The sequence below is a fragment of the Ruegeria sp. BE3 genome (genome assembly GCF_056538865.1).
The window spans coordinates 483,749-504,057 of record NZ_JBQFTW010000001.1; the positions used below are offsets into that span (position 1 = coordinate 483,749).

Below are 20,309 nucleotides of genomic sequence, written 5' to 3' on the forward strand. Positions count from 1 at the left end.
TTCATTATCGATGCATGGTCGGTTTGCAATATCCCTTCCGCAGACATGCAATAGGCTCGCTGCCTTTCCTTTCGCCAATGCTCAGGCTAGACCACTGACATGGCGTTGAATTTCTCTGATCTGCCGCAGCTTTATGACCATGCGTTCGACGACATTATCGACGTACGCAGTCCGGCGGAATTTGCCGAGGATCATCTGCCCGGCGCTATCAACCTGCCGGTTCTCGACAATGAAGAACGTGCTCGGGTTGGCACGATCTATGTGCAGCAAAGCCCGTTTCTGGCGCGCAAGCTTGGTGCCGCGCTGGTCTTTCGAAATGCAGCAGCGCATGTTGAAAACAGCCTGAGCCATCACGAAGGCGACTGGCGGCCTCTGGTCTATTGCTGGCGCGGCGGTCAACGTTCGGGCTCGTTTACCTGGATGTTGCAACAGATCGGCTGGCGAGCTGAGGTGGTCGAAGGTGGCTATCGCACTTATCGCCGGTTGGTGAAACGGTATCTCTACGACGACCCATTGCCGCACCGATTTGTGGCGCTGGATGGCTATACCGGTACTGCCAAAACCGAGCTTCTGGCGCATCTGCAGGCCCAGGATGTGCAGGTGCTGGACCTTGAAGGGCTGGCCAATCATCGGGGTTCTCTGCTCGGTGAAATGCCGGGCGGTCAGCCTGGCCAGAAGGCTTTCGAATCCGCGCTGGCTGCGGCCTTGTGCAAGCTGGATGCAAACCGGCCTGTGGTGGTTGAGGCAGAATCGTCCAAGATCGGTACTTTGATCCTGCCACCCTCAGTCTGGACGGCGTTGCGTGCCGCGCCTCGTGTTCAGGTTACTGCTTCCATCGTGGCCCGGACCGCCTATCTGGTTCGCGCTTATGACGACATCCTGTCTGATACTGAGCGTCTGCGGGATCGCCTTTCTCCATTGCGTTTTCATCGCGGTCATGAAGTCGTCGATGGGTGGATGGCACTGATCGATGCAGGCGACAAGCCGGGGCTGACCCGGGCTTTGATGGAGCAGCACTATGATCCGGCCTATGCCAAATCCCGCCGGGCCCGAACTGCCGATCTTATTGCCGAAGTCGAAGCTCCGACACTGGATAACAAGGGCCTTTCGGCTACGGCTGAAAGGATCGCGGTGATGCTGGATCAGCTTTGAAGTCGTAACCCGGATTCCCGATCCAAGCGCCCGATGATCACTGCCGGATAGCCTGCGGCTTTCAAATCAGAGCAAAGGCATTCAGCCTGATCGGCTGGGACGGTCGCCAGAAGGCCCCCGGCGGTTTGCGGGTCATACAGCAGATCGGCTTTACCACCGCTGGGCAGATCCGGAGTGATCATGCGATTGTCGGGATAGAGGGTCGAACGGGCGCCTCGTTCGCTCAGCTGCAGCGCACCCTGCATCACCGGGATCGCGTCGAGATACAACGTCGCCCCGCAGCCGGATGCCTCGCACATGCCGTGCAAATGGCCGGCCAGACCAAAGCCGGTGATATCTGTCATCGCATGTGCATTACGCAACAAGCGCGAGGCATCCCCTTGCGGCTGGACCATTTGTGCGAAGGCTGCAGCGACCCAAGCACCATCGGCCTGACCGGCCATTTCGGCGGCCATCAGAACACCGCTGCCGAGAGGTTTGGTCAGAATCATCGCGTCGCCGGGCTTCGCGCCGTTCAGGGTGATCGGATCGGCGTCACACAGGCCGGTCAAAGTGAACCCGATGGTCATCTCATCACCCATCGAGCTGTGGCCGCCGACGATCTCGGCCCCGGCTTCGCGCATAACCTCGGTGGCGGTTGTCATGATTTCGGCCATCGTCCGCTGTTGCAGCTCTGCCGACATGCGGGGCAGGATGATCGTTGCGGTTGTGGCCTGTGGTTGCGCGCCCATAGCCCATATGTCGCCAAGCGCATGGACGGCGGCAATCCGGGTCATCAGCGCGGGGTCTTCGGTGAAGCTGCGCAGATGGTCCGAAGTCATGACCTGCCGCGCACCGCCCGTGGTGATCAACGCTGCGTCGTCACCGGGCAGAGGGGCTATGTCTGGCCGATCAGGCGCTGGCAGGTTCTGAAGCACGGTTTGCAATGCGCCGCGTCCCACCTTGGCTCCACAGCCACCGCACATAGGTTTTTCACCTAAGGCTTCTTGCATTCCCGCGGTATGAAGCCGAGGCAGGGCGGAGGGCTGCATCTGTGGCAAATCACGGAAACGGTTCATAAAACTCTGATCGATGCGGTTTTTCCATTTCCACATCAGCGGGCCGCTGAATGAGGTGCCCAAACGCTCGGCCAGTGCCGACTTGCCGCCCAGTGAGATCAGCTTCAGATAATCTTTCTGCGGCGTGTACTTGCGCATCCGACCAGCGCCCAGGGCCGCCCTGAGATTGTCAAACAGCACCGGCGCCTCGCGCACGGCGTAAACCCCGGCTTTGGGGCGCGGGTTGTCAGAGAGGTGCGCGCAATCGCCAGCGGCGAAGATCACCGGATCGCTGGACTGCAGATAGCCGTTGACGCGAATGTAACCTTCGTGAAGGTCCAGACCGCTCTCGGCCATCCATTCATAGGGCCGCGCACCAGCGGCCCCGGTTATGAAATCAGCGGGTATTTCCCGGCCATCGGTTAGCTCGACCTGTCCAGCTGATATCTGCTTGATTGCGCTGTGCTCCAGAACCTCGATACCCAGTTGCGCCATCGCTTGTCGGATCGTCGCAGCAGCTTTCGGGACCGTTGCGGTCAGGGCGGTGGCATTGTCGATCAGTGTCACCTGCGCGATGCGTCCTTTGCTGCGTAGCGCATGCGCCATGGCCATTACGAGTTCGACACCCGCGACCCCTCCGCCAATCACTGCGACCGATGCAGGGCCGGAGCCTGCCAGATACGCGGCCCATTGCGCAGCGAACGGCCCCAGCGGTTTGGCCGGAACCGCGTGTTCCGCAAAACCGGGCAGGGCGGGCATGTCGGATGTGATCCCCACATTCACCGATGCGACGTCAAAGGCGACCGGCGCGCGCCCGGGCACGTGAACTTTCTGCATGACGGGATCAATACCGTTGACCGCGCCCAGAATGACACGCGCACCAGCGAAACGCGCGAGCCTGACCAGATCGATATCCAATTCCCCACGCTCATAGTGACCGGCGACAAAGCCGGGCAGCATCCCGGAGTAGGGCGCGGTGGGGCCAGGATTGATCACCGTGACCCGCGCGCCGGGCAGCGGGTTCATGCCCCATTTTCGCAGCAGCAGCGCATGCGTGTGGCCTCCGCCTATCAGAACCAGATCGCGGGTCAGGGGCAGCGGAGGTGTGTGCATGGGTCTCAGTTCGTGCTGTGGTCAGGGACGTCCTCGACCTGTTCGACCGCGTGGGTGGCCCAAAGCTCATCCTCGCCCGCGTCCGGCAGATCGCTGGGCTTTTCATGACGATGAATGTGCCATTTGGCAATGAACAGCGCCGTGATCGGAGCAGTCAGGAACAAGAACAGCGTGATCAGAAGCTCGTGCATGGACAGCTTGCCCTCAAGCAGAACCGAATGCGCGATCGAGGCCAGCAGGACGCCGCCGACACCCAACGTCGTTGCCTTGGTGGGGGCGTGCAGACGGGACATGGGGTCTTTCAGCTTGATCATGCCGAAGGAGCCGACAAAGCCGAAAATACCCGAAATGACCAGAAAGAAGGTGATGAGCAGTTCGTAGAAAAATGTCATACTGCCCTCACTCGATGATATTGCCGCGCAGCATGAAGCGCGCATAGGCCACGGTCGAGACAAAGCCCAGCATGGCGATGATCATGGCGGATTCGAAGAAGATTTCGGTTTCGACACTCAGACCGTAAAGGATCAGCAGAGCGATAGTGTTGATCACCATGGTATCCAGCGCCAGAACGCGGGTACCGACGCCGTCGGCGGTGATGATACGCCACAAACACATCATGATCGCGGTGCCGAAACAGGCGAAAGCAAAGTAAATCGCATAGGTGATCATTCGAAAATCTCCTTCAAGCGCCGCTCGTAACGTTGTTTTATCTGATCGCGCACCTCCTCGGGGTTGGGCGCGTCAAGGCAATGGACCAGCAGACAGTGCCCTTGTGCGGACAGATCGCAGCTGACTGTGCCGGGGGTCATGGTGATGGTTCCCGCCAGCACGGTGATGGCCTCGGGCGTCCGCAGTTCCAGCGGAACGTTCACAAAGGCGGGCTGGCGATCCGCGTCGCGTTTGAACAGGATGATCCGGGCCACCGCGATATTGGCCATCACGATATCCCAAAGGACCACCAACATGTACTCGGTAATCATCGGCCAATTGCGCAGCTTGGGGCGATCCGGCCAGTAGGGTTGCGTGATGAAGGGAATGATAATCCCCAACAACAGGCCAAAGACCAATGAGTTCAATGACCCGTTATTGGCCAACAGGACCCATACGAGCGTCAGCAAAGCGGTCAGATGGGGGTGCGGAAATATCCGGCGCAGAAGCTTCATCATTCTTCCCCTCCCAGCACGGCCGAGATGTAGTCATCCGGTGTAAAAAGCTGCGCGGCAGTGTTGCTGGAGTATTCCAATGCCGGACCCGCAAAAAGCGTCAGCAGGATGAGACCCAGAACCGCTCCGAACACCGAAGTGAAGGCAAGGCCCGGATAGGGCTCGGGCGCGGTTGAGGCGCTGATGTTTTCCTCTGTTGGATCAGGCGGAACACTATATTGCGCATCATAGCATTTCCAGAAGATCATTGTGCCCGCCCGGGCCAGTCCGACGATGGTGACGAAGGATCCGATCAAGATCACGGCCCAAACCGCGTTGGCATCCGGCGCCCCGCGTGAGGCATCCAGAACCAGCAGCTTGCCGATAAAGCCTGACAAGGGGGGCATCCCCGCCATTGCAATAGCTCCAACAAAGAACAGGGCCGAGATCAGCCCGGTTTGCGGCATAGGTGCTTTGGGCGCGATGGCTCCGCCGCGGCGCTCCATCACCAAATCCGCGACCAGGAACATCAGGGCCGTCGCCAGCGTGGAATGGAAGATGTAATAAAGTGCCGCTGCTGTCGCGGCCTCGCTGAACAGCGAGATAGCGATCAGCAATGTGCCCATCGAGGCAATGGCACAGAAAGCCACCATGCGGGCGATATGTTGCGAGCCCAGAATGCCGATGGCACCAACGGCCAAGGTGAGCAGTGCCGCGGGCTGCAACCACGTGCCGACCAGCCCGTCGGTTACGGCAACATCCGGGCCGAAGACCAAGGTATAGACCCGCAGGATCGAATAGGCACCCACTTTGGTCATGATCGCGAACAGGGCCGCAACGGGCAGCGGTGCGTTTGCATAGCTGGCAGGCAACCAGAAATGCAGTGGCAGGACTGCGGCCTTGATGCAGAACACCAGCAAGAGCAGAACCGCCCCGACCCGTAGCAAGGCGGTGTCTTCGGGTGGAATCTCGGCCACGCGCACGGCCAGATCGGCCATGTTAAGCGTGCCGGTTACGGCATAGATCGTGCCCAACGCAAACAGAAACAGGGTCGAGCCGAGCAGGTTGTAGGCAACATACTGTACCCCGGCTTTTAGCCGCACTGAGCCGCCCGCATGCGTCATCAGACCGTAGGACGCGATCAGAAGCACCTCGAAAAATACGAATAGGTTGAATGCGTCGCCGGTCAGGAATGCTCCGCAGACACCCATAAGCTGGAAATGGAACAGCGCGTGGAAGTGCTTGCCCCGCTCATCCCAGCCAGAACCTATGGCGTAAAGGACGATCGGCAGGGCCAGCAGGGCGGTCAGCAGCACCATCATGGCCGACAGTTTATCCAGCACCATGACGATGCCGAACGGTGCGGGCCAGTTGCCCAGCTCATAAACCTGTATATCCCCACCCGAGGCCTGAGCGGTGATGGTCAGCGCAATCCCCAGCAAACCCACCACGCCCGCGACCGAGAAGATGCGTTGCAGGTCCAGGTGATAACGCAGGACCATGATGATGAATGGGGCCAGGATCGCGGGCAGGACGATCGGCGCAACGATCCAGTGGTTCATGCGTCTTCTCCCGTCGCGTCCACGCTGTCGCTTGCGCTCATGTCGATATGGTCATCCTTCGAGGACAGATAGGCGCTGAGTGCGATCATCACGATCACCGCAGTCATCCCGAAAGAGATCACGATGGCTGTCAGCACCAGCGCCTGCGGTAGCGGGTCGGTATAGGGGACGTCCTTGTATTTGTTCAGCACGGCAGGTGCGTTCAACGCAAGCCGCCCGGTGGCAAATAGGAATACGTTTACCGCATAGGTGATCAGGGACAGGCCCAAAATTACAGGGAATGTACGGCGGCGCAGGATCAGGAAAATCCCGGCTGCGGTCATGACGCCGACTGCAGAGGCTACGAGCGCTTCCATCAGGCCTGCTCCTTCTCATTATCTTTTTCCTGAGGATGATCCCGCAGCGGGTTGATATCCATCGGGAATTCTTGCGCCATACCCGGCTGCCAGGCAAATCGCGACAGACTGTCGAGCGCCAGCATCACTGCACCCAATACTGCCAGGAACACGCCCGTATCAAACAGGATTGCAGTGGCCCATTCGAACTCTTCCAGCGGTGGCCAGTTGATATAGCCGAAGTCGCTGGTCAGGAAGGGACGCTCGTTGAACCAGGCGCCCAGCCCTGTGGCCGCAGCGATCAGGACACCCCAGCCGATGGTGCCGTGGTAGTAGAACCTTTGCCGCTCAATCGCCCAGGTATAGCCGCTCGCCATGTATTGCATCAGGAAGGCGATGGCGACGATCAGGCCCGCAATAAAGCCGCCTCCGGGCTGATTGTGGCCGCGGAAGAAGATGTAAGCGCCGACCATCAATGCGATGGGCATCATAACGCGAGTGACGACCACCATCATCAGAGGATGCGAATCTCCTGATTGCGGCCAGTGCGGTTTGCGGTTCAGAAGATAACCACGCACGTTTGTGCTCAAGACCGCCTCGGTCAGGGCATAGATGATCAGCGCGGCAATACCCAGAACGATAATCTCGCCAAAGGTATCAAAGCCCCGGAAGTCGACGAGGATGACGTTCACGACGTTGGTGCCGCCACCGCCTTTGTAGGAATTCGCCAGATGGAATTCCGAGATTGTCGGGAAAGCAAAATCCCGCATCATCAACGCATAGATCAATGCACCCGTGCCGATCCCCGCAATCACCGAGATTGCTGCATCGCGCCAACGCCGCGCGGCGCTGCTGTCCCATGGTGTCTCGGTGGGCAGGAAGTTCAGTGACAACAGCAGCAGGATCATAGTCACCACCTCGACCGAGATCTGGGTCAGGGCGAGGTCCGGGGCTGAGAGGTAGTTGAACGCCATCGATACGATCAGGCCAACAACGCCGATCAGTACCAGTGAGAGCAAGCGATTGCGATGGAACCACATGATTGCCAGTGTCGCGCCCACCAGACAGATCCAGCCGATGATCGGGATAATCTGCGCCGGAACAGGCATCCGAGTTTCAACACCGATGGTCCCCGTTGTGTACGCGTAGTAGCCAAGCCCGACGGTGAAGGCGACGAAGATGATCGCATAACGGCTGAGGACACCGTTATGCAGCTCATCGGTGATCCAGCGACTAAGACGCGTGAACGCTTCGATGATCGCCTCAAAGATCACTTTAGCTTCAGGGCGAGGCAGAGCGTTCCAGAGCTGGTCGCCGCGTTTATGCAGTGACAGCAGGAACAGACCGCCCAGCGTTGCCACTACGGACATATAAAGCGCAGGCGTAAACCCGTGCCAGAGTTTCAGCGAGTAATAGGGCAGCTTCTCGCCCCCGATCACCGCGCTGGACACAACCGCCACCAAAGATCCGACGATTGCCGCCGAATAGAGACCAATCAGAACAACCAACACCACAAGGAACGCCGGGGCCAGCCAAAGGCCCACGGGCGGGTCATGAGGATGCGCGGGATAGTCGTCCCGTTCGGGACCCAGGAACACATGGCTGACGAAGCGTAAAGAGTAGGCCGCCGAGAACAGCGCAGCCAGCAACGCCAGACCAGGCACCAGATAATGCGAGTTCAGCCAGGTGGTGTGGACTGTCTCTTCCAGCATCATCTCTTTCGACAGGAATCCGTTCAGCGGAGGCAAGCCAGCCATCGATAGGGCTGCGATGGTGCCAATCGTGAAAGTGATCGGCATCAGGTGTCGCAAACCGCCCAGCCGTTTGACATCACGCGTTCCGGTCTCGTGATCGACGATCCCGGCGGTCATAAAGAGGGCTGCTTTGAACGTTGCATGGTTGATAATGTGGAAGATGGCAGCGACGGCGGCGAACTTGGTGCCAAAGCCCAAGAGCATAGTCACCAGCCCAAGATGAGATACCGTTGAAAACGCCAGCAGCGCTTTGAGGTCATCCTTGAACAGAGCAATCACCGCACCCAGCAGCATGGTGATCAGACCGGTGGTGGCAACGATATAGAACCACGCATCGGTGCCCGCGAGAACGGGCCACATCCGCGCCATCAGGAACAGGCCAGCCTTCACCATCGTGGCCGAGTGCAGATAGGCTGATACGGGCGTTGGTGCGGCCATCGCGTGCGGCAGCCAGAAGTGGAACGGGAATTGAGCCGACTTGGTGAAACAGCCCAGCAGGATCAGGATCAGCGCAGGCATATAATAAGGCGAGCTTTGGATCAGTTCCTTGTTCTGAAGGATCACGCTCAGGTCATAAGATCCCACGATATTGCCCAGTATCAGCATCCCAGCGATCATTGCCAGACCACCCGAGCCGGTCACGGCCAGCGCCATACGCGCACCCTGCCGCCCCTCGGGTAGGTGTTTCCAATAGCCGATCAGCAAGAATGAGCTGAGTGATGTAAGTTCCCAGAAAATAAGCAGAAGAAGGATGTTGTCCGACAGAACGATCCCGACCATCGCGCCCTGAAACAGCAACAGATAGGTATAGAACTGCCCCATCGGGTCTTCACGTGACAGGTAGAACCGGGCGTAGAGGATGATCAGCAGGCCAATGCCGAGGATAAGAAGCGCAAAAAGAAAGCCCAGCCCATCCAGCATGAAGTTTGCATTCAGACCCAAACCCGGCATCCAGTCGAACCTTGCGGTAACAACCTCGCCGCGCATCACGGACGGAATGTGGATGAGCAGCCCCATCAGGGCAAGGAAAGTGGTCAACCCTGCGGCTGAAGCAGCTGCATTTCGTCCCGCCCGGATCAGGAGGGCTGGGAATACAGCTCCGATGAAGGGAAGGGCCGCGATGAGGAATAGGGACAAGTGCGATACTCCGGTCTTGGCGGTCGATATGACTGAATTGCTAAGGATAATTTATTGGCTGCATGGAAAATGCAAGGTTTCGAAAGGCTCTAAAGATACATTCTGGATTTGAATTGCGTGCTTAACAATGACGTGAACTTGATCTGGTAGCCCGATTTGCCGAGAGCGTCGCCATTTTCGGTATGATAGAAACAGGCAGAAAGTTCAGGAGGATGCTGCATGGCAGACGTGAAGAACCGAACCCGAAGGTGGGTTTTGCTGGGCGGAAGCGCTGCGATCGCCTCGGGATTCGTGATACGTGAATACCTCCTGATCCCGCAGGATTACGTGGGCGGGCAGTTGCAAGTGGCGCAGGCCCATCAGAAAGCTGTGTCAGGTGAAGTGCTGCTGGTCGATATTCGCACCCCACGCGAATGGCGATCAACGGGTATTGGGGAAGGCGCGCGGCCACTCGATATGCGTCGTGAAGATTTTGTATCGGCGTTGATGGAACTGACGGGTGGCGACGTCTCGGCTCCTGTTGCTTTGATCTGCGCTCGTGGTGTCCGATCCGCGCGGCTGAGCAATCGGCTGACCGAGGCGGGATTTACCAATGTCATTGATGTGCCCGAGGGGATGCTTGGCTCTGCCGCCGGGCCGGGTTGGGTGCGCGTCGGATTGCCGGTTGAAGCTTTCTCTGAGGGGGCGTGATGAAAACGCAGTACTGGATGTCTCTCTGTTTGGCGGTAGCTGGGCAATCTGCTTTCGCGGCATGCGGTCTGGTCGAGGGAACATGTGAAACCGCCTCGGGCGTGTATCACATTGAACTGCCTGCGGCTGAAAACCCGCCACTGCTGGTGTTCCTGCATGGATATGGCGGCAGTGGTGCAGGTACCATGAAAAACCGTGGCATGGTCGATCCGTTGCTCGACCGCGGTTATGCGGTGATGGCACCCGAAGGTCTGGAGCGGCCTGACCGCGGTGGCACCAAAAGCTGGAACTTCTATCCGGGTTTCGGCGATCGTGATGAGACCGCGTTTCTCAGCGAAGCGGTCGAGGATGCAGCCGAACGATTTGGCATCGACAGTGATCGTGTGGTTCTGGGCGGATTTTCGGCCGGTGCCTTTATGGTGAACTATCTTGCCTGCGAAGCACCCGAGACCTTTTCGGCCTATGTGCCTGTTTCAGGCGGCTTCTGGCGTCCGCATCCTGAAGCCTGCGAAGGGCCCGTTCGGATGTTCCACACCCATGGCTGGACGGACAATGTGGTTCCATTGGAAGGTCGCCTTCTGGGTGGTGGCCGCTTTCATCAAGGCGACATCTTCGCCGGGCTGGAAATCTGGCGCATTGCCAATGGCTGTGTCGACACTAAGCCCAGTGGGTTTTCGACCACGGGCCAGTTCATGCGTCGGAACTGGATGGGATGCGCCGAAGGCAGCGCGCTGGAAATCGCGCTGTTTCCCGGCGGGCATGCGGTGCCCAAGGGTTGGGCTGACATGATGGTGGATTGGTACGAAGGATTGCCCGGCAGCTAATTATTCCGCCGGGGTGACGATGCCTTTACCCTCGATCAAGCGCTTCAACTCATCGCGATAGCGCCGTGCCGAGCGTGTGATGGCAGGCTCACTGACGTCTTCACGCATCCCGACCATGCGGCGCGCAGCGCCTGCCGATACGCCGCTAAGCGCTGATAGCGGGATCGCCAACGCCAGGCTGATCGCTATGGGGGCCAGCCAAACCGAGACCAGACCGGCGAGGATACCCACGCTCAGCGCAATGCCGCTGACAGTTTCCAGCGTGTGGCACAGCACCAGCGTGCGCAGCCCGTAGCTGCCGCCGTCGCGTGCCTGCGGGGACCAGCCCTTTTGAATGCCTAAGGCGGTGCGGAACACTGCGATCATCTGCTGCACCATCAAGATCGGAGCATAGAGGATGGACAGGACGACTTCGGACAGGAACGAGGTGAAGAACTTCCGCGTGCCGCCGAAATCCGAATAGCGCACACCGCTGAGGGGCAGGGCAGCCACGCCCAGCACCTTGGGGGCCAGCAGCATGGCGTACATCACCAGAATGATAAGTACGTGTCGCGTCTCGGACATCTCGGGCCATTGCGGGAACAGTGGATTGTCCGGGCTGAAGTAGTGCAGGACCGAGGCTTCTTTTCCCTGACCGATCAGCGCCCACATCACCAGCAGAGCAAACCAGAGCGGGGACATCAGATAACCGACCGCACCGTGGAACATATGGAACCGTGACACCGCACGGAACCCGGTCGAGCCCAATAGCTTCAGGTGCTGCAGGTTACCCTGACACCAGCGACGATCCCGCATGGCGTGGTCGATGAGGGTGGGCGGAGTTTCTTCATATGAACCGCGAATGCGTGGCAGAAAGCGCACGGCCCAACCGGCACGACGCAGCAGACCGGCCTCGACGAAATCGTGGCTCATGATCAGCTTGTCCTGGCCATTGAACGACCGCAGCTTTGGCAGACCCGCGCTTGAGGCAAACGCACAGGTGCGAATGATGGCGTTGTGCCCCCAATAATTGCCCTCTTGCCCGCACCAGCGTGCAAGCCCTTCGGCGAATGCAATGCCATAGACGCCGTTAGCAAACTGCTGCATCCGGGCAAAGACCGATTGCGCGCCGATCAGTTGCGGATAGCTCTGGATCAAACCTGCGCCCGGATCACGCGCCAGCGCATCGGTCAAGCGGGCAATTGCGCGACCAGTCATCAGGCTGTCAGCGTCCAGCACCAGCATCGCATCCCAGTCCGCACCCCAGCGGCTGACCCAATCTGCGATATTGCCGACCTTCCTATCCGTATTCTGGGGGCGGCGGCGGTAATAGAGCTCCAACCCCGGTGCAAGCGTGGTCCGCAGCGCCTCGACACTGGCCTGCTCCTGCGCCGCAATCTCGGGATCGCGCGTGTCGGACAGGATGAACATGGCATAGTGGTGCTGACCGCCACGCTTTTGCAGGTCTTCCAGCATCGTACGAGCGTTGCCCAGCACGTTCCACGGCACCTCGTTATAGACGGGCGTCAAAAGCGCCACGCGCAGTGGTTGGGGGCGGCCCTCACGCTTTGGCTGCTCTTGCCGGGACAGCGAGACCATGCCCAGCAGCACAGTGCAGACGGTGAAAGAGATCCAGAAGAAGTTGAACGAGATCAGGGTCAGCAGGATTGCTTCGACCAGATTGATCCCCTCGGCGCTGAACCAATCGGACATGACCCAGAGCAAACCCAGCGTCGCCGCCATGGCCGGCGAAAATGCGAGCGCACGCCAGAACCCGGCAGAGGGTTTCTGCCCTCCCGCAGGCACCTGCGCATCACGGAAGCCCCGCGCAAAGTTCTGCGCAGGCATCGCCAGAGGAGCCTCAGGCGGCATGATATGAAGATCGCGACTCATGTGGTCCAACGGTAGAGCCAGACCTCGGAGGCCGGCTGTTTGTCTTTCAGCAATTGCGCGCGCAGTTCGACGTGGTTGCGTTCGCCTGGTTCGAACGAAAACGCCAGCCGCAGACCGCCAGTGTCCGGGTTTCGCTGTAGAACGCCGTCTGAGGTCTCGGCATGGGGCGAGTCCACGAACACGGTGATGGCCTCGGGGTCGTCGAACAGCTCGCTGTCTTCGAAATCGATCACGGCCAGGCGACCCTCGCCAAATGTATTGTCACCCATTGCAGTATTGATCACGCGCGGCATTGGCGTGCGCTGGGGTTCCTCACCCCAGATCAGGCGATAGGACAGGTCGATCTGGCTGCCTGCCGCGTAGGGCTCCATCGGACGCCAATAGGCGACGATGTTGTCATAAATCTCCTGATCCGCGGGGATTTCCACCAGCGTGACAGTACCTTTGCCCCAATCGCCATTCGGCTCGACCCACAGGCCGGGGCGCTTGTGATAATTGGCCTCAAGGTCAGCGTAATCCGAGAATTCGCGCTTACGCTGCATCAGGCCAAAGCCGCGCGGGTTCATATCCACGAAGGACGAGATTTGCAGGCGCGTCGGGTTGGCCAGCGGTCGCCACAGGACTTCTCCGGCGCCGTTACGGATCAACAACCCGTCGCTGTCGTGGACGGCGGGGCGGAAGTCGTCAAACCGGCTGTGGTTGGTCTGATCGAACAGGAACATCGAGGTGCCGGGCGCGATGCCCACGTGAGGCAGCTCGGTGCGCGGGAAAAGCGTCGCTTCGACTTCCATGACGCAATCGGCCCCGGCAGTGACATTGAAGCGATAGGCCCCGGTGACACTGGGGCTGTCCATCAGGGCGTGCACAACCATGTCGCGCTGGCCGGGTTTTGGACGTTCAAGCCAGAACCGGATGAATTCAGGGAACTCCTCGCCATCCGGATCGCCGGTTTTCAGCGCCAGTCCACGGGCGGACAGGCCATAGACCTCGTGCAGGCCGATGGCGCGGAAATAGCTGGCACCCTGCCAGACGCAGAATTCGTCGGTCTTGCCGGGCCGGTGCATTTCGGTGCGCAGGCGCAGGCCCGAAAAGCCCAGCGTGTCGTCGATGGGCAGCTGCGGCACGTCTTCGGATTTGTCAAACATCGCCAGATCGAAGGCGACCGGCTTGGTCATGCCGTCTTCAACAGTTGAAACCTTGACGGTGCGCGGGAAGTACAGGCCCGGGGTGAAGAAATCGACGTTGAAGGGGGTCTCGGTCTGGTACCACAGCGCGCGATCCAGCCGGAATCGGATCGAACGGTATTGCTGATAGGTCAGGTCCTGCCATTCCTGCGGAACCATCTCACGCTCGGCATAGTCACGGCTGGCCAGATCGCGGGCCATGGCGATGACATCATCACGGCTGAATGGGGTCTCTCCGCCCGTTGCGTATGCGGCAGGGGCGAAAGCCAATGCCGTTGATGAAGCAAGAAATGCGCGACGTGTAAAATTCATTTCTTCGATTTCCAGGGATGAGACTTAAACCACGCGGCCAGATAGGCCACGCCGATGATCATGGCAAAGCCAATCATGTTAGCGACAAAGACACTGGCAACATCCCGCCCACTCAGGTCCAGTCCGACGCCGATAAGCCGTGCTGCCGCCATGGAAAATACGAAAACCGCGAGCGATTGCTGGCCCACTTTGGTGATGACCATCAGCAGGAATTGCCAGACCTTAGCGGCGGCACCTTGGCCGGTTGCGATCAGGCGGTGGCCGTGTTCTCCGGCGACAACCCAGCCCAGATAGGCCAGTGACAGGAAGTGCATATAACGGAACAGGCCAAAGTCGGTCTTGTCACGGAATTCCTTCGTCACAGGCCAGACCTTGCGGATTTCGTCAGCCAGATCAGGTGCTGCTGCATTGATCCATGTGAACACCTTCCACGAGCCGAACGGCATCGAGAAGATCAGGAACAGTGCCGCCGCCCAGATCAGGGTTTTTGACACCGGCGGCGCGGGAATCCAGCCCCGCATGAAGGCAAAGCCGGTGAAGAACAGCAATTGCCAGCCGAACGGGTTGAAGAACCATTGCCGCTCGGACCACGGCTCGGCTGGAAGGTCGAGGTAGTCGAATTGCGCGATGAACCAGATCGCGACCGAGGCCACAGCCACCGCCCAGAACCCGATCCGGTGCAATCCCATGAACAGGGGCATCATCGCCAGAACCACCAGATACATCGGCAGAATGTCGAAGTAGTTCGGCACGTAGGTCAGGGTAAACAGCCCGACCATCTGCGATGCAGGATCATTGAAGAAATGCTGCAGGTTCAGAGAGGAGATATAGTTCTTCTCGAACAACCCACTCTGATTCAGGGCTGCCATCGTCATTGCGACGAAGAAGAACAGGCAGATATGCGCCCAATAAACCTGCCAGATGCGGAAGGTCACGCGGGCGGTGCCCATCCACCAGCCCTTGCGCATGAATGCCCCGCCAAAGGCAATGGCCGAGGCCATGCCCGAGCAAAAAACAAAGATCTCGGTTGCGTCCGAGAACCCGAACCGGGCGGGGATCCACTTGGCCCACGGGTCGTTGGGAATGTGGGCAATCAGGATGATGAACATCGCGATACCACGATAGAAATCCAGTCGCGGATCGCGCGTGCGGGCAGGGGCAGCGGTCTGAGACGCCACCGGAGCAAAATCAGAAGCGGGCGAAGCAGTCGCCATACAGTTCTGTCCTTCTTGGTCTTTTCTTGTTGTTATTCGGCTGGGACGCTTTGTGCGTCGTCGCTGTCGCGTGCGGCCTCGATCAGTGCACGGCGGGCGAGTGCATAGTTGTCCTCTCCCCCGGCGCGCTTGGCGCGGCGATCGTCCAGGATGTGCTCGACCTCATCCAGACGGCCCGCGCGCAGGCCGGAATCAATTGTGATGCGCTCGAATACATCACGTTGGGCGTGGCTGCCACCCGCCAGTTGCATCCCGGCGCGGGCATTCGACAAGAAATCAAAGGCTTGACCGTACAAACCGTCGCCGAAGGCCTCAAGCCCCTTGGCGGCAGCGATGCCCGGATCGGACATGCGGATCGGAGTGTCACCCTGATTGCGCTGGGCGTCCTTCTGGATACGCTGCAACATCTTGCCAGTCGCATCCGAACGATTGTCCCCGGTCAGCGCCAGCAAGTAGTGCAGATCGGCGAAGATCAGGCACCCGTCTTCGGTACGGGCGGCGCTGAGGTCGGCCAGTTCTTCCCAACGGTTGCCGACATCAATGCCCTCAAGCTCCATCCGTGAAAGCAGCGAGGTTGCGTTCGAGATATCACGGTAATCGTCCGTTTTGTCCTGGCGAATATGGTGATCGTAAAGTTCCATCACCTGATCGACCTGACCCAAATCCAGATGCATCAGCGCCTTGTGCCACCAGACGTGGTAGCGGAAGTTGTTGCAATGCGCCCAGGCATCCTCGCGCCCCGCAAGCCAGTCGAGCCCCAGCTGTGCGTTGCCTGTCATTTCATGAACATGCGCCACGGCGTGCAGACCCCAGGCATCATCTGACACCATCCACAGAGCCTGACGGCCAGCGATCTCGGCCTTTTCATAAGCGCCGGTTTCCTCAAGCGCAAAAGAATGGCATCCCAGCAGATAACCACGGCCTGCATGATCAGGTTCGTAAGCTGGCATGATGCGCTCGATCGACCGGCGCATGCCTTTCGCATCGCCCAGAACAAAACGGGTCGCGTGGCTGAGTTTCATAGCCAGAGTATCCGTGGGGTGCGCCCGCAGAATCTCTTCGAACTTTTGTACTGCCTGCGAGGGCAGGTCGGCCATGTATAGCGCCAAGGCTTCAACATAGAGCCGTTCGCGGGCTGAGACTGGCTGACGTTCCATCGCCGCATTGGCCGCGTTCAGCGCTTCGGCTGCAACGGCGATCATCTCGCGCCGACCCAGCAGAACCATAAACAGACCCTTGACCGCATGACCCAGCGCAAAATCCGGCTCAAGTTCCAGCACTTTGCCCAAGTGCTGGGGGGTGACAGCCGCATGCGCCATGAACCCGAGCAGAACACCATTCCATGCCTCGACACTGGCGGGCTGGCTCAGGGTGTTCATCTGTCCAAAAACGTCTTGTTTCATACTCGGGTCCAATCTGGTTTCGATTTGTACACTTTACGACTTAGCAGAGTGTGCAAGCGGGTCGTAACAGTATCGACCATGCTCTCGAATTGGTGAAAACCCGTGTGTGTAAAACGCGAAAAAAACCGCCGATTCAACGGCATGTTTCAGCAACTTGCCGCCGAATTAGGCACAGTGTTTCAATCTTCAAAGGGGTTTTTGGCGCTCAGAACCGCATCTGTATCGGCCCCGCATACCGGCGGCGCACTGCGATATGTTACAGGCGTGCGCGACAGGTTGAGCGGATTCCCGATCAGTTTGACTTCTCCGGGGTCGGCCTGCATCGAAATCTGCATTCGGCGCGCGGCGACCTGTTCAGTGTCAAAGACCTGATCCAATGTCTGCACCGGCCCAACCGGAACTTTCAACGCCTCAAGCCCGGCAATGACGGTATTGGTCTCCAGCCCCCGCATGGCAGGGCGCAGGACGGCATTCAGGGCGTCGCGGTGTTCCAGACGTGCGGGGTTGGTGGCAAAGCGGGGATCGTCGGCAAGGTCGGTCTTTTCGATGAAACTGCAAAATCTTCTGAACTGACTGTCATTTCCGACCGCCAGAATCACGTGTCCATCGGCGGTCTGATAGACCTCATATGGCACGATATTCGGATGCCCGTTGCCGCGCCGCTGGGGCACGTCACCCGAGGTCAGATAGTTCACGCCCTCATTGATCAACCACGCGATCTGAGCATCTACAAGCGCCAGATCGATCTGCTGACCTTCACCGGTCAGGTCGCGATGGCGCAGAGCGGCGAGGATACCCACACAGGCATACATTCCGCACATGACATCGGCGATACCCACGCCAACTTTCATCGGGGCACCTTCAGGATCACCCGTCAGCGACATGATCCCACCATAGCCTTGCGCCATCAGGTCATAGCCGGGCTTCGATGCATTCGGGCCGGTCTGCCCATATCCTGAGATCGAGCAATAGACGAGGTTGGGAAACTCTTGCGACAGGGTGGCATAATCCAGGCCGTATTTCGCCAAACCGCCTGGTTTGAAGTTCTCGATCAGGATGTCCGCATGCGCTGCCAAGCGCCGGATTTCCGCCTGACCTTCGGGGCTGGCAATGTCCAGTGCAACAGATTTCTTATTGCGATTGGAAGACATGAAATAGGCGCTCAGGTCGGATCGGTTGCCCTTGGCATCTTCGACATAGGGAGGGCCCCACTGCCGTGTGTCATCACCGCCGGTGGCAGGGTTTTCGATCTTGATGACTGTTGCACCCAGATCGCCCAGCAACTGCGTGCAGGTCGGTCCGGCAAGAATGCGTGACAGATCCAGAACCTTGACGCCCTTCAGCGGTCCCTCAGATGCGGCCATCATATCCTCCACGCTCGATCTCTGCTGCAATCACGGTAAATTTGTCCGCTTTTACAGCATCCTCCAGCGCGGAACGCAACTCGGAACGGTTGCGCACGGTATGGCCGTACCCACCAAAGGCCCGGCCCATGGCGGCAAAGTCGTGACGGTCGAAATCAACACCACGATTGCCCATCTGCCTTTGACGTTGCTTCAACTCGATCAGAGCGAGGCTTGCATCGACAAAGACCAGAAAGATCGGGTTGCCGCCCATCTCGGCGGCGGTCGACAGCTCTCCGGCGACCATGAGGAACCCGGCATCGCCTGAGAAACTGATCACCGGACGGTCCGGCTCGGCCAGTTTCAGACCGATTGCCATCGGTACGGCGCAGCCCATAGTGCACAGCGCCGAAGACTGGATCAGGCCACGTTCTTCCGCGCATTCCCACATCTGGCTGAGCAGAATACGGTGCGCGCCACTGTCTGCAGTGGCCAGCGTCTCGGGCGGCAGCGCGGCACGCGTTTCAGCAATGATGGCCGCTGGCCCCCAATCTTCATCCGAGGGAAAAGCCTGTGCCAACGCAGCTTTGACCTGTTCTGGCTCTCCATTCGGCCACGTCTTGCGGGCAGGGTTGCCCTTGGCGATGGCCTCAAGCGTTGCGCCCGTGTCCGCCACGAGATGCAATCCGGCCTGATGCATATAGTGGTCATTCACCACCGCCGAGATATCGATAACCCGCTTGTCCTCGGGGTCCCAAATCTCGCGCCAGCCGGGGCGCATTTCGATTGGGTCATAGCCCAGACACAATATCAGATCGGCCTGTTCAACCAGCGGGACCAGATGCTTGTCGGCTAACGGGGACAAACCCGCGCCGCCCAGACACAAAGCATGATCTTCGGGTACCACCCCCTTGGCCTTGTAGGTGGTGACGAACGGAATGCCGAAATGCTCCAGAAACGCCCGCACGACGCAACGCGAGTCGTCATAGAGAACATCCAGACCGATAATCGCGAGGGGCCGTTCGGCCTGTGCCACCCAGCGGCGGGCCTTTTCCAGACATTCACCCTCGGGGGCGACGGGGGCGACCTTGACGAGACGACGGCGTTTCACGTTCGACACGCGGATATCGGCCACCGAGATCGGAACGTCGATATGCACCGGGCCGGGGCGTGGTTGATTGGCCAGCGAAACGGCTTTGTCAGCGATGATGTCAGCTCCTTGGGCGGTCAGCATGAAGGTGCCTTTGGTGATCGAGCGATAGACCTGCGCGTGATCCATCACTTGATGCGTATAGGTCAGCGCCTCGTCCGCATCGACGCAGCCGGTCAATACGATCATCGGTACCCGGTCCTGCAAGGCGTTCGCGACCACGTTGATCCCGTTCATCGCTCCAGGACCCAATGTCGCCACCAGGATCGCAGGCGCGCCATCGCGGTGGTGCACGGCCTCGGCCATGAAACCGGCGGAATTTTCGTGTTTGGCTAGGTGAAAGGTGATCCCTGCCTGTTCCAGCGCATCGACCAGTGTCAGCACCTCGCCGCCGGGCATGCCGAAAGCGTGGCGGCATCCGGCCTCATAGAGGCGTTGTGCCAATAGATCCGCGGCGCGGGGGGACAGGTCCTGCATCAATCAAGCTCCGATCATCGTGTTATGCTGCAGATTGCGGAGGACTCACCCAGACGCAAGCAGGTTAACGCCACTGTGACTATTTGACGGCGCTTTCAGCAACCGCCTGAAACTTCGTATCCAGCTCCGCAGCAATTTCGCGCAATGTTTCGCCGCCCTCGTAGACATAGGGGGCAAAAACGAAACCGGGTGTTTTGTAGGACAAGGTCGCAGTCCCGTCCTCGTTTTCTGTCACATAGAAGCGAATGGGGGCTTCGATCATCGCGTTGGTCGAAGTCTCAAGCACCCGCACCGCGTAATCGTTGTTGAATGCACCGATCACCCGATTGCCGGGAATGGTGATGCCACGCGCGGCTGCGGCTTTGGTCGGACCGGCCTGCGTGACCACGATCAGCCCGTTTTCCTTAACGGCGGCTTTGGTGTCTTCGACCAGTTGCTCGTAGCTTTTGTCGCTGGGGTAGACCGCCCAGCCAGAGAGCGGTTCGGTACTGTCTGCCCAGGCTGGCGAGGCCAGCAGAGCAAATGCGATCCAGAATGCCTTCATGTGCCGACCCTCCTTCGGTGATCCCACGACTGATGGCAGAAAACCGATGAAACCGGGCTCACAA

17 protein-coding genes are annotated in these 20,309 nt (G+C 59.2%); 3 read left to right on the forward strand and 14 right to left on the reverse strand.

Features of this window, described 5'->3' with window-relative positions:
- The first annotated feature begins 99 nt into the window (after positions 1–99).
- Positions 100–1,152, forward strand: a complete 1,053-nt coding sequence (mnmH, locus tag ACR0AZ_RS02365; RefSeq protein WP_480666682.1) for a tRNA 2-selenouridine(34) synthase MnmH — start codon at positions 100–102, stop codon at positions 1,150–1,152.
- Here mnmH and selD read toward each other — a convergent pair.
- From selD to ACR0AZ_RS02400, 7 genes are read right to left on the reverse strand one after another with little or no spacing between them, the layout of a single operon-like run.
- A complete protein-coding gene (gene selD, locus ACR0AZ_RS02370; protein WP_480666683.1) occupies positions 1,143–3,302 on the reverse strand; it encodes a selenide, water dikinase SelD in 2,160 nt (719 codons plus the stop codon). The two genes, mnmH and selD, sit on opposite strands and share 10 nt — an antisense overlap.
- A gap of 5 nt (positions 3,303–3,307) precedes the next feature.
- Positions 3,308–3,694, reverse strand: a complete 387-nt coding sequence (locus ACR0AZ_RS02375; protein ID WP_480469317.1) for a Na+/H+ antiporter subunit G — start codon at positions 3,692–3,694, stop codon at positions 3,308–3,310.
- 7 nt (positions 3,695–3,701) lie between these two features.
- On the reverse strand, positions 3,702–3,971 hold the full coding sequence (locus ACR0AZ_RS02380) for a K+/H+ antiporter subunit F (RefSeq protein ID WP_480469318.1): 270 nt from the start codon (positions 3,969–3,971) through the stop codon (positions 3,702–3,704).
- Complete coding sequence (locus ACR0AZ_RS02385) at positions 3,968–4,465, reverse strand: Na+/H+ antiporter subunit E (protein ID WP_480471885.1); 498 nt, start codon at positions 4,463–4,465, stop codon at positions 3,968–3,970. The genes ACR0AZ_RS02380 and ACR0AZ_RS02385 overlap by 4 nt, the downstream gene beginning before the upstream one ends.
- Positions 4,465–6,006, reverse strand: coding sequence for a monovalent cation/H+ antiporter subunit D (locus ACR0AZ_RS02390; RefSeq protein WP_480666684.1), 1,542 nt, complete (start codon positions 6,004–6,006; stop codon positions 4,465–4,467). The genes ACR0AZ_RS02385 and ACR0AZ_RS02390 overlap by 1 nt, the downstream gene beginning before the upstream one ends.
- Positions 6,003–6,362 (reverse strand): Na+/H+ antiporter subunit C, encoded by a 360-nt coding sequence (locus ACR0AZ_RS02395; RefSeq protein WP_480469320.1) that lies wholly within the window; start codon positions 6,360–6,362, stop codon positions 6,003–6,005. Before ACR0AZ_RS02395 ends, ACR0AZ_RS02390 begins: the two co-directional genes overlap by 4 nt.
- Positions 6,362–9,232 carry a monovalent cation/H+ antiporter subunit A gene (locus tag ACR0AZ_RS02400; RefSeq protein WP_480666685.1) on the reverse strand — a complete coding sequence of 957 codons (2,871 nt, stop codon included), beginning with the start codon at positions 9,230–9,232 and terminating at the stop codon, positions 6,362–6,364. The genes ACR0AZ_RS02395 and ACR0AZ_RS02400 overlap by 1 nt, the downstream gene beginning before the upstream one ends.
- Before the next feature lie 219 nt (positions 9,233–9,451).
- Here ACR0AZ_RS02400 and ACR0AZ_RS02405 point away from each other — a divergent pair, with 219 nt between their 5' ends.
- Positions 9,452–9,922: a rhodanese-like domain-containing protein gene (locus ACR0AZ_RS02405; protein ID WP_480666686.1), complete on the forward strand. Its 471-nt coding sequence runs from the start codon at positions 9,452–9,454 to the stop codon at positions 9,920–9,922.
- Complete coding sequence (locus ACR0AZ_RS02410; RefSeq protein ID WP_480469323.1) at positions 9,922–10,746, forward strand: CE1 family esterase; 825 nt, start codon at positions 9,922–9,924, stop codon at positions 10,744–10,746. The genes ACR0AZ_RS02405 and ACR0AZ_RS02410 overlap by 1 nt, the downstream gene beginning before the upstream one ends.
- On the opposite strand, the gene mdoH is transcribed toward ACR0AZ_RS02410, so the two are convergent.
- From mdoH to ACR0AZ_RS02445, 7 genes are all read right to left on the reverse strand, one after another.
- Positions 10,747–12,618 (reverse strand): glucans biosynthesis glucosyltransferase MdoH, encoded by a 1,872-nt coding sequence (mdoH, locus tag ACR0AZ_RS02415; RefSeq protein WP_480469324.1) that lies wholly within the window; start codon positions 12,616–12,618, stop codon positions 10,747–10,749.
- A complete protein-coding gene (locus ACR0AZ_RS02420) occupies positions 12,615–14,114 on the reverse strand; it encodes an OpgD/OpgG family glucan biosynthesis protein (RefSeq protein WP_480469325.1) in 1,500 nt (499 codons plus the stop codon). Before ACR0AZ_RS02420 ends, mdoH begins: the two co-directional genes overlap by 4 nt.
- Positions 14,111–15,328 (reverse strand): OpgC family protein, encoded by a 1,218-nt coding sequence (locus tag ACR0AZ_RS02425; RefSeq protein ID WP_480469326.1) that lies wholly within the window; start codon positions 15,326–15,328, stop codon positions 14,111–14,113. The genes ACR0AZ_RS02420 and ACR0AZ_RS02425 overlap by 4 nt, the downstream gene beginning before the upstream one ends.
- A gap of 32 nt (positions 15,329–15,360) precedes the next feature.
- Positions 15,361–16,731 (reverse strand): tetratricopeptide repeat protein, encoded by a 1,371-nt coding sequence (locus ACR0AZ_RS02430; RefSeq protein WP_480469327.1) that lies wholly within the window; start codon positions 16,729–16,731, stop codon positions 15,361–15,363.
- Positions 16,732–16,910: 179 nt separating this feature from the next.
- The gene (locus ACR0AZ_RS02435; RefSeq protein WP_480469328.1) at positions 16,911–18,095 is read right to left on the reverse strand and encodes a CaiB/BaiF CoA transferase family protein; all 1,185 of its coding nucleotides are present in this window, start codon (positions 18,093–18,095) and stop codon (positions 16,911–16,913) included.
- Positions 18,082–19,701 carry a thiamine pyrophosphate-binding protein gene (locus tag ACR0AZ_RS02440; protein WP_480666687.1) on the reverse strand — a complete coding sequence of 540 codons (1,620 nt, stop codon included), beginning with the start codon at positions 19,699–19,701 and terminating at the stop codon, positions 18,082–18,084. Before ACR0AZ_RS02440 ends, ACR0AZ_RS02435 begins: the two co-directional genes overlap by 14 nt.
- A 79-nt stretch (positions 19,702–19,780) precedes the next feature.
- A complete protein-coding gene (locus ACR0AZ_RS02445) occupies positions 19,781–20,245 on the reverse strand; it encodes a DUF302 domain-containing protein (protein ID WP_480666688.1) in 465 nt (154 codons plus the stop codon).
- Between the last annotated feature and the right edge of the window lie 64 nt (positions 20,246–20,309).

What these genes read in the sequence shown, in the direction of transcription:
- mnmH (WP_480666682.1), top strand. Translation starts at nt 100, where the DNA reads ATGGCGTTGAATTTCTCTGATCTGCCGCAGCTTTATGACCATGCGTTC.
- selD (WP_480666683.1), bottom strand. Translation starts at nt 3,302, where the DNA reads ATGCACACACCTCCGCTGCCCCTGACCCGCGATCTGGTTCTGATAGGC.
- ACR0AZ_RS02375 (WP_480469317.1), bottom strand. Translation starts at nt 3,694, where the DNA reads ATGACATTTTTCTACGAACTGCTCATCACCTTCTTTCTGGTCATTTCG.
- ACR0AZ_RS02380 (WP_480469318.1), bottom strand. Translation starts at nt 3,971, where the DNA reads ATGATCACCTATGCGATTTACTTTGCTTTCGCCTGTTTCGGCACCGCG.
- ACR0AZ_RS02385 (WP_480471885.1), bottom strand. Translation starts at nt 4,465, where the DNA reads ATGAAGCTTCTGCGCCGGATATTTCCGCACCCCCATCTGACCGCTTTG.
- ACR0AZ_RS02390 (WP_480666684.1), bottom strand. Translation starts at nt 6,006, where the DNA reads ATGAACCACTGGATCGTTGCGCCGATCGTCCTGCCCGCGATCCTGGCC.
- ACR0AZ_RS02395 (WP_480469320.1), bottom strand. Translation starts at nt 6,362, where the DNA reads ATGGAAGCGCTCGTAGCCTCTGCAGTCGGCGTCATGACCGCAGCCGGG.
- ACR0AZ_RS02405 (WP_480666686.1), top strand. Translation starts at nt 9,452, where the DNA reads ATGGCAGACGTGAAGAACCGAACCCGAAGGTGGGTTTTGCTGGGCGGA.
- ACR0AZ_RS02410 (WP_480469323.1), top strand. Translation starts at nt 9,922, where the DNA reads ATGAAAACGCAGTACTGGATGTCTCTCTGTTTGGCGGTAGCTGGGCAA.
- mdoH (WP_480469324.1), bottom strand. Translation starts at nt 12,618, where the DNA reads ATGAGTCGCGATCTTCATATCATGCCGCCTGAGGCTCCTCTGGCGATG.
- ACR0AZ_RS02420 (WP_480469325.1), bottom strand. Translation starts at nt 14,114, where the DNA reads ATGAATTTTACACGTCGCGCATTTCTTGCTTCATCAACGGCATTGGCT.
- ACR0AZ_RS02425 (WP_480469326.1), bottom strand. Translation starts at nt 15,328, where the DNA reads ATGGCGACTGCTTCGCCCGCTTCTGATTTTGCTCCGGTGGCGTCTCAG.
- ACR0AZ_RS02430 (WP_480469327.1), bottom strand. Translation starts at nt 16,731, where the DNA reads ATGAAACAAGACGTTTTTGGACAGATGAACACCCTGAGCCAGCCCGCC.
- ACR0AZ_RS02435 (WP_480469328.1), bottom strand. Translation starts at nt 18,095, where the DNA reads ATGGCCGCATCTGAGGGACCGCTGAAGGGCGTCAAGGTTCTGGATCTG.
- ACR0AZ_RS02440 (WP_480666687.1), bottom strand. Translation starts at nt 19,701, where the DNA reads ATGCAGGACCTGTCCCCCCGCGCCGCGGATCTATTGGCACAACGCCTC.
- ACR0AZ_RS02445 (WP_480666688.1), bottom strand. Translation starts at nt 20,245, where the DNA reads ATGAAGGCATTCTGGATCGCATTTGCTCTGCTGGCCTCGCCAGCCTGG.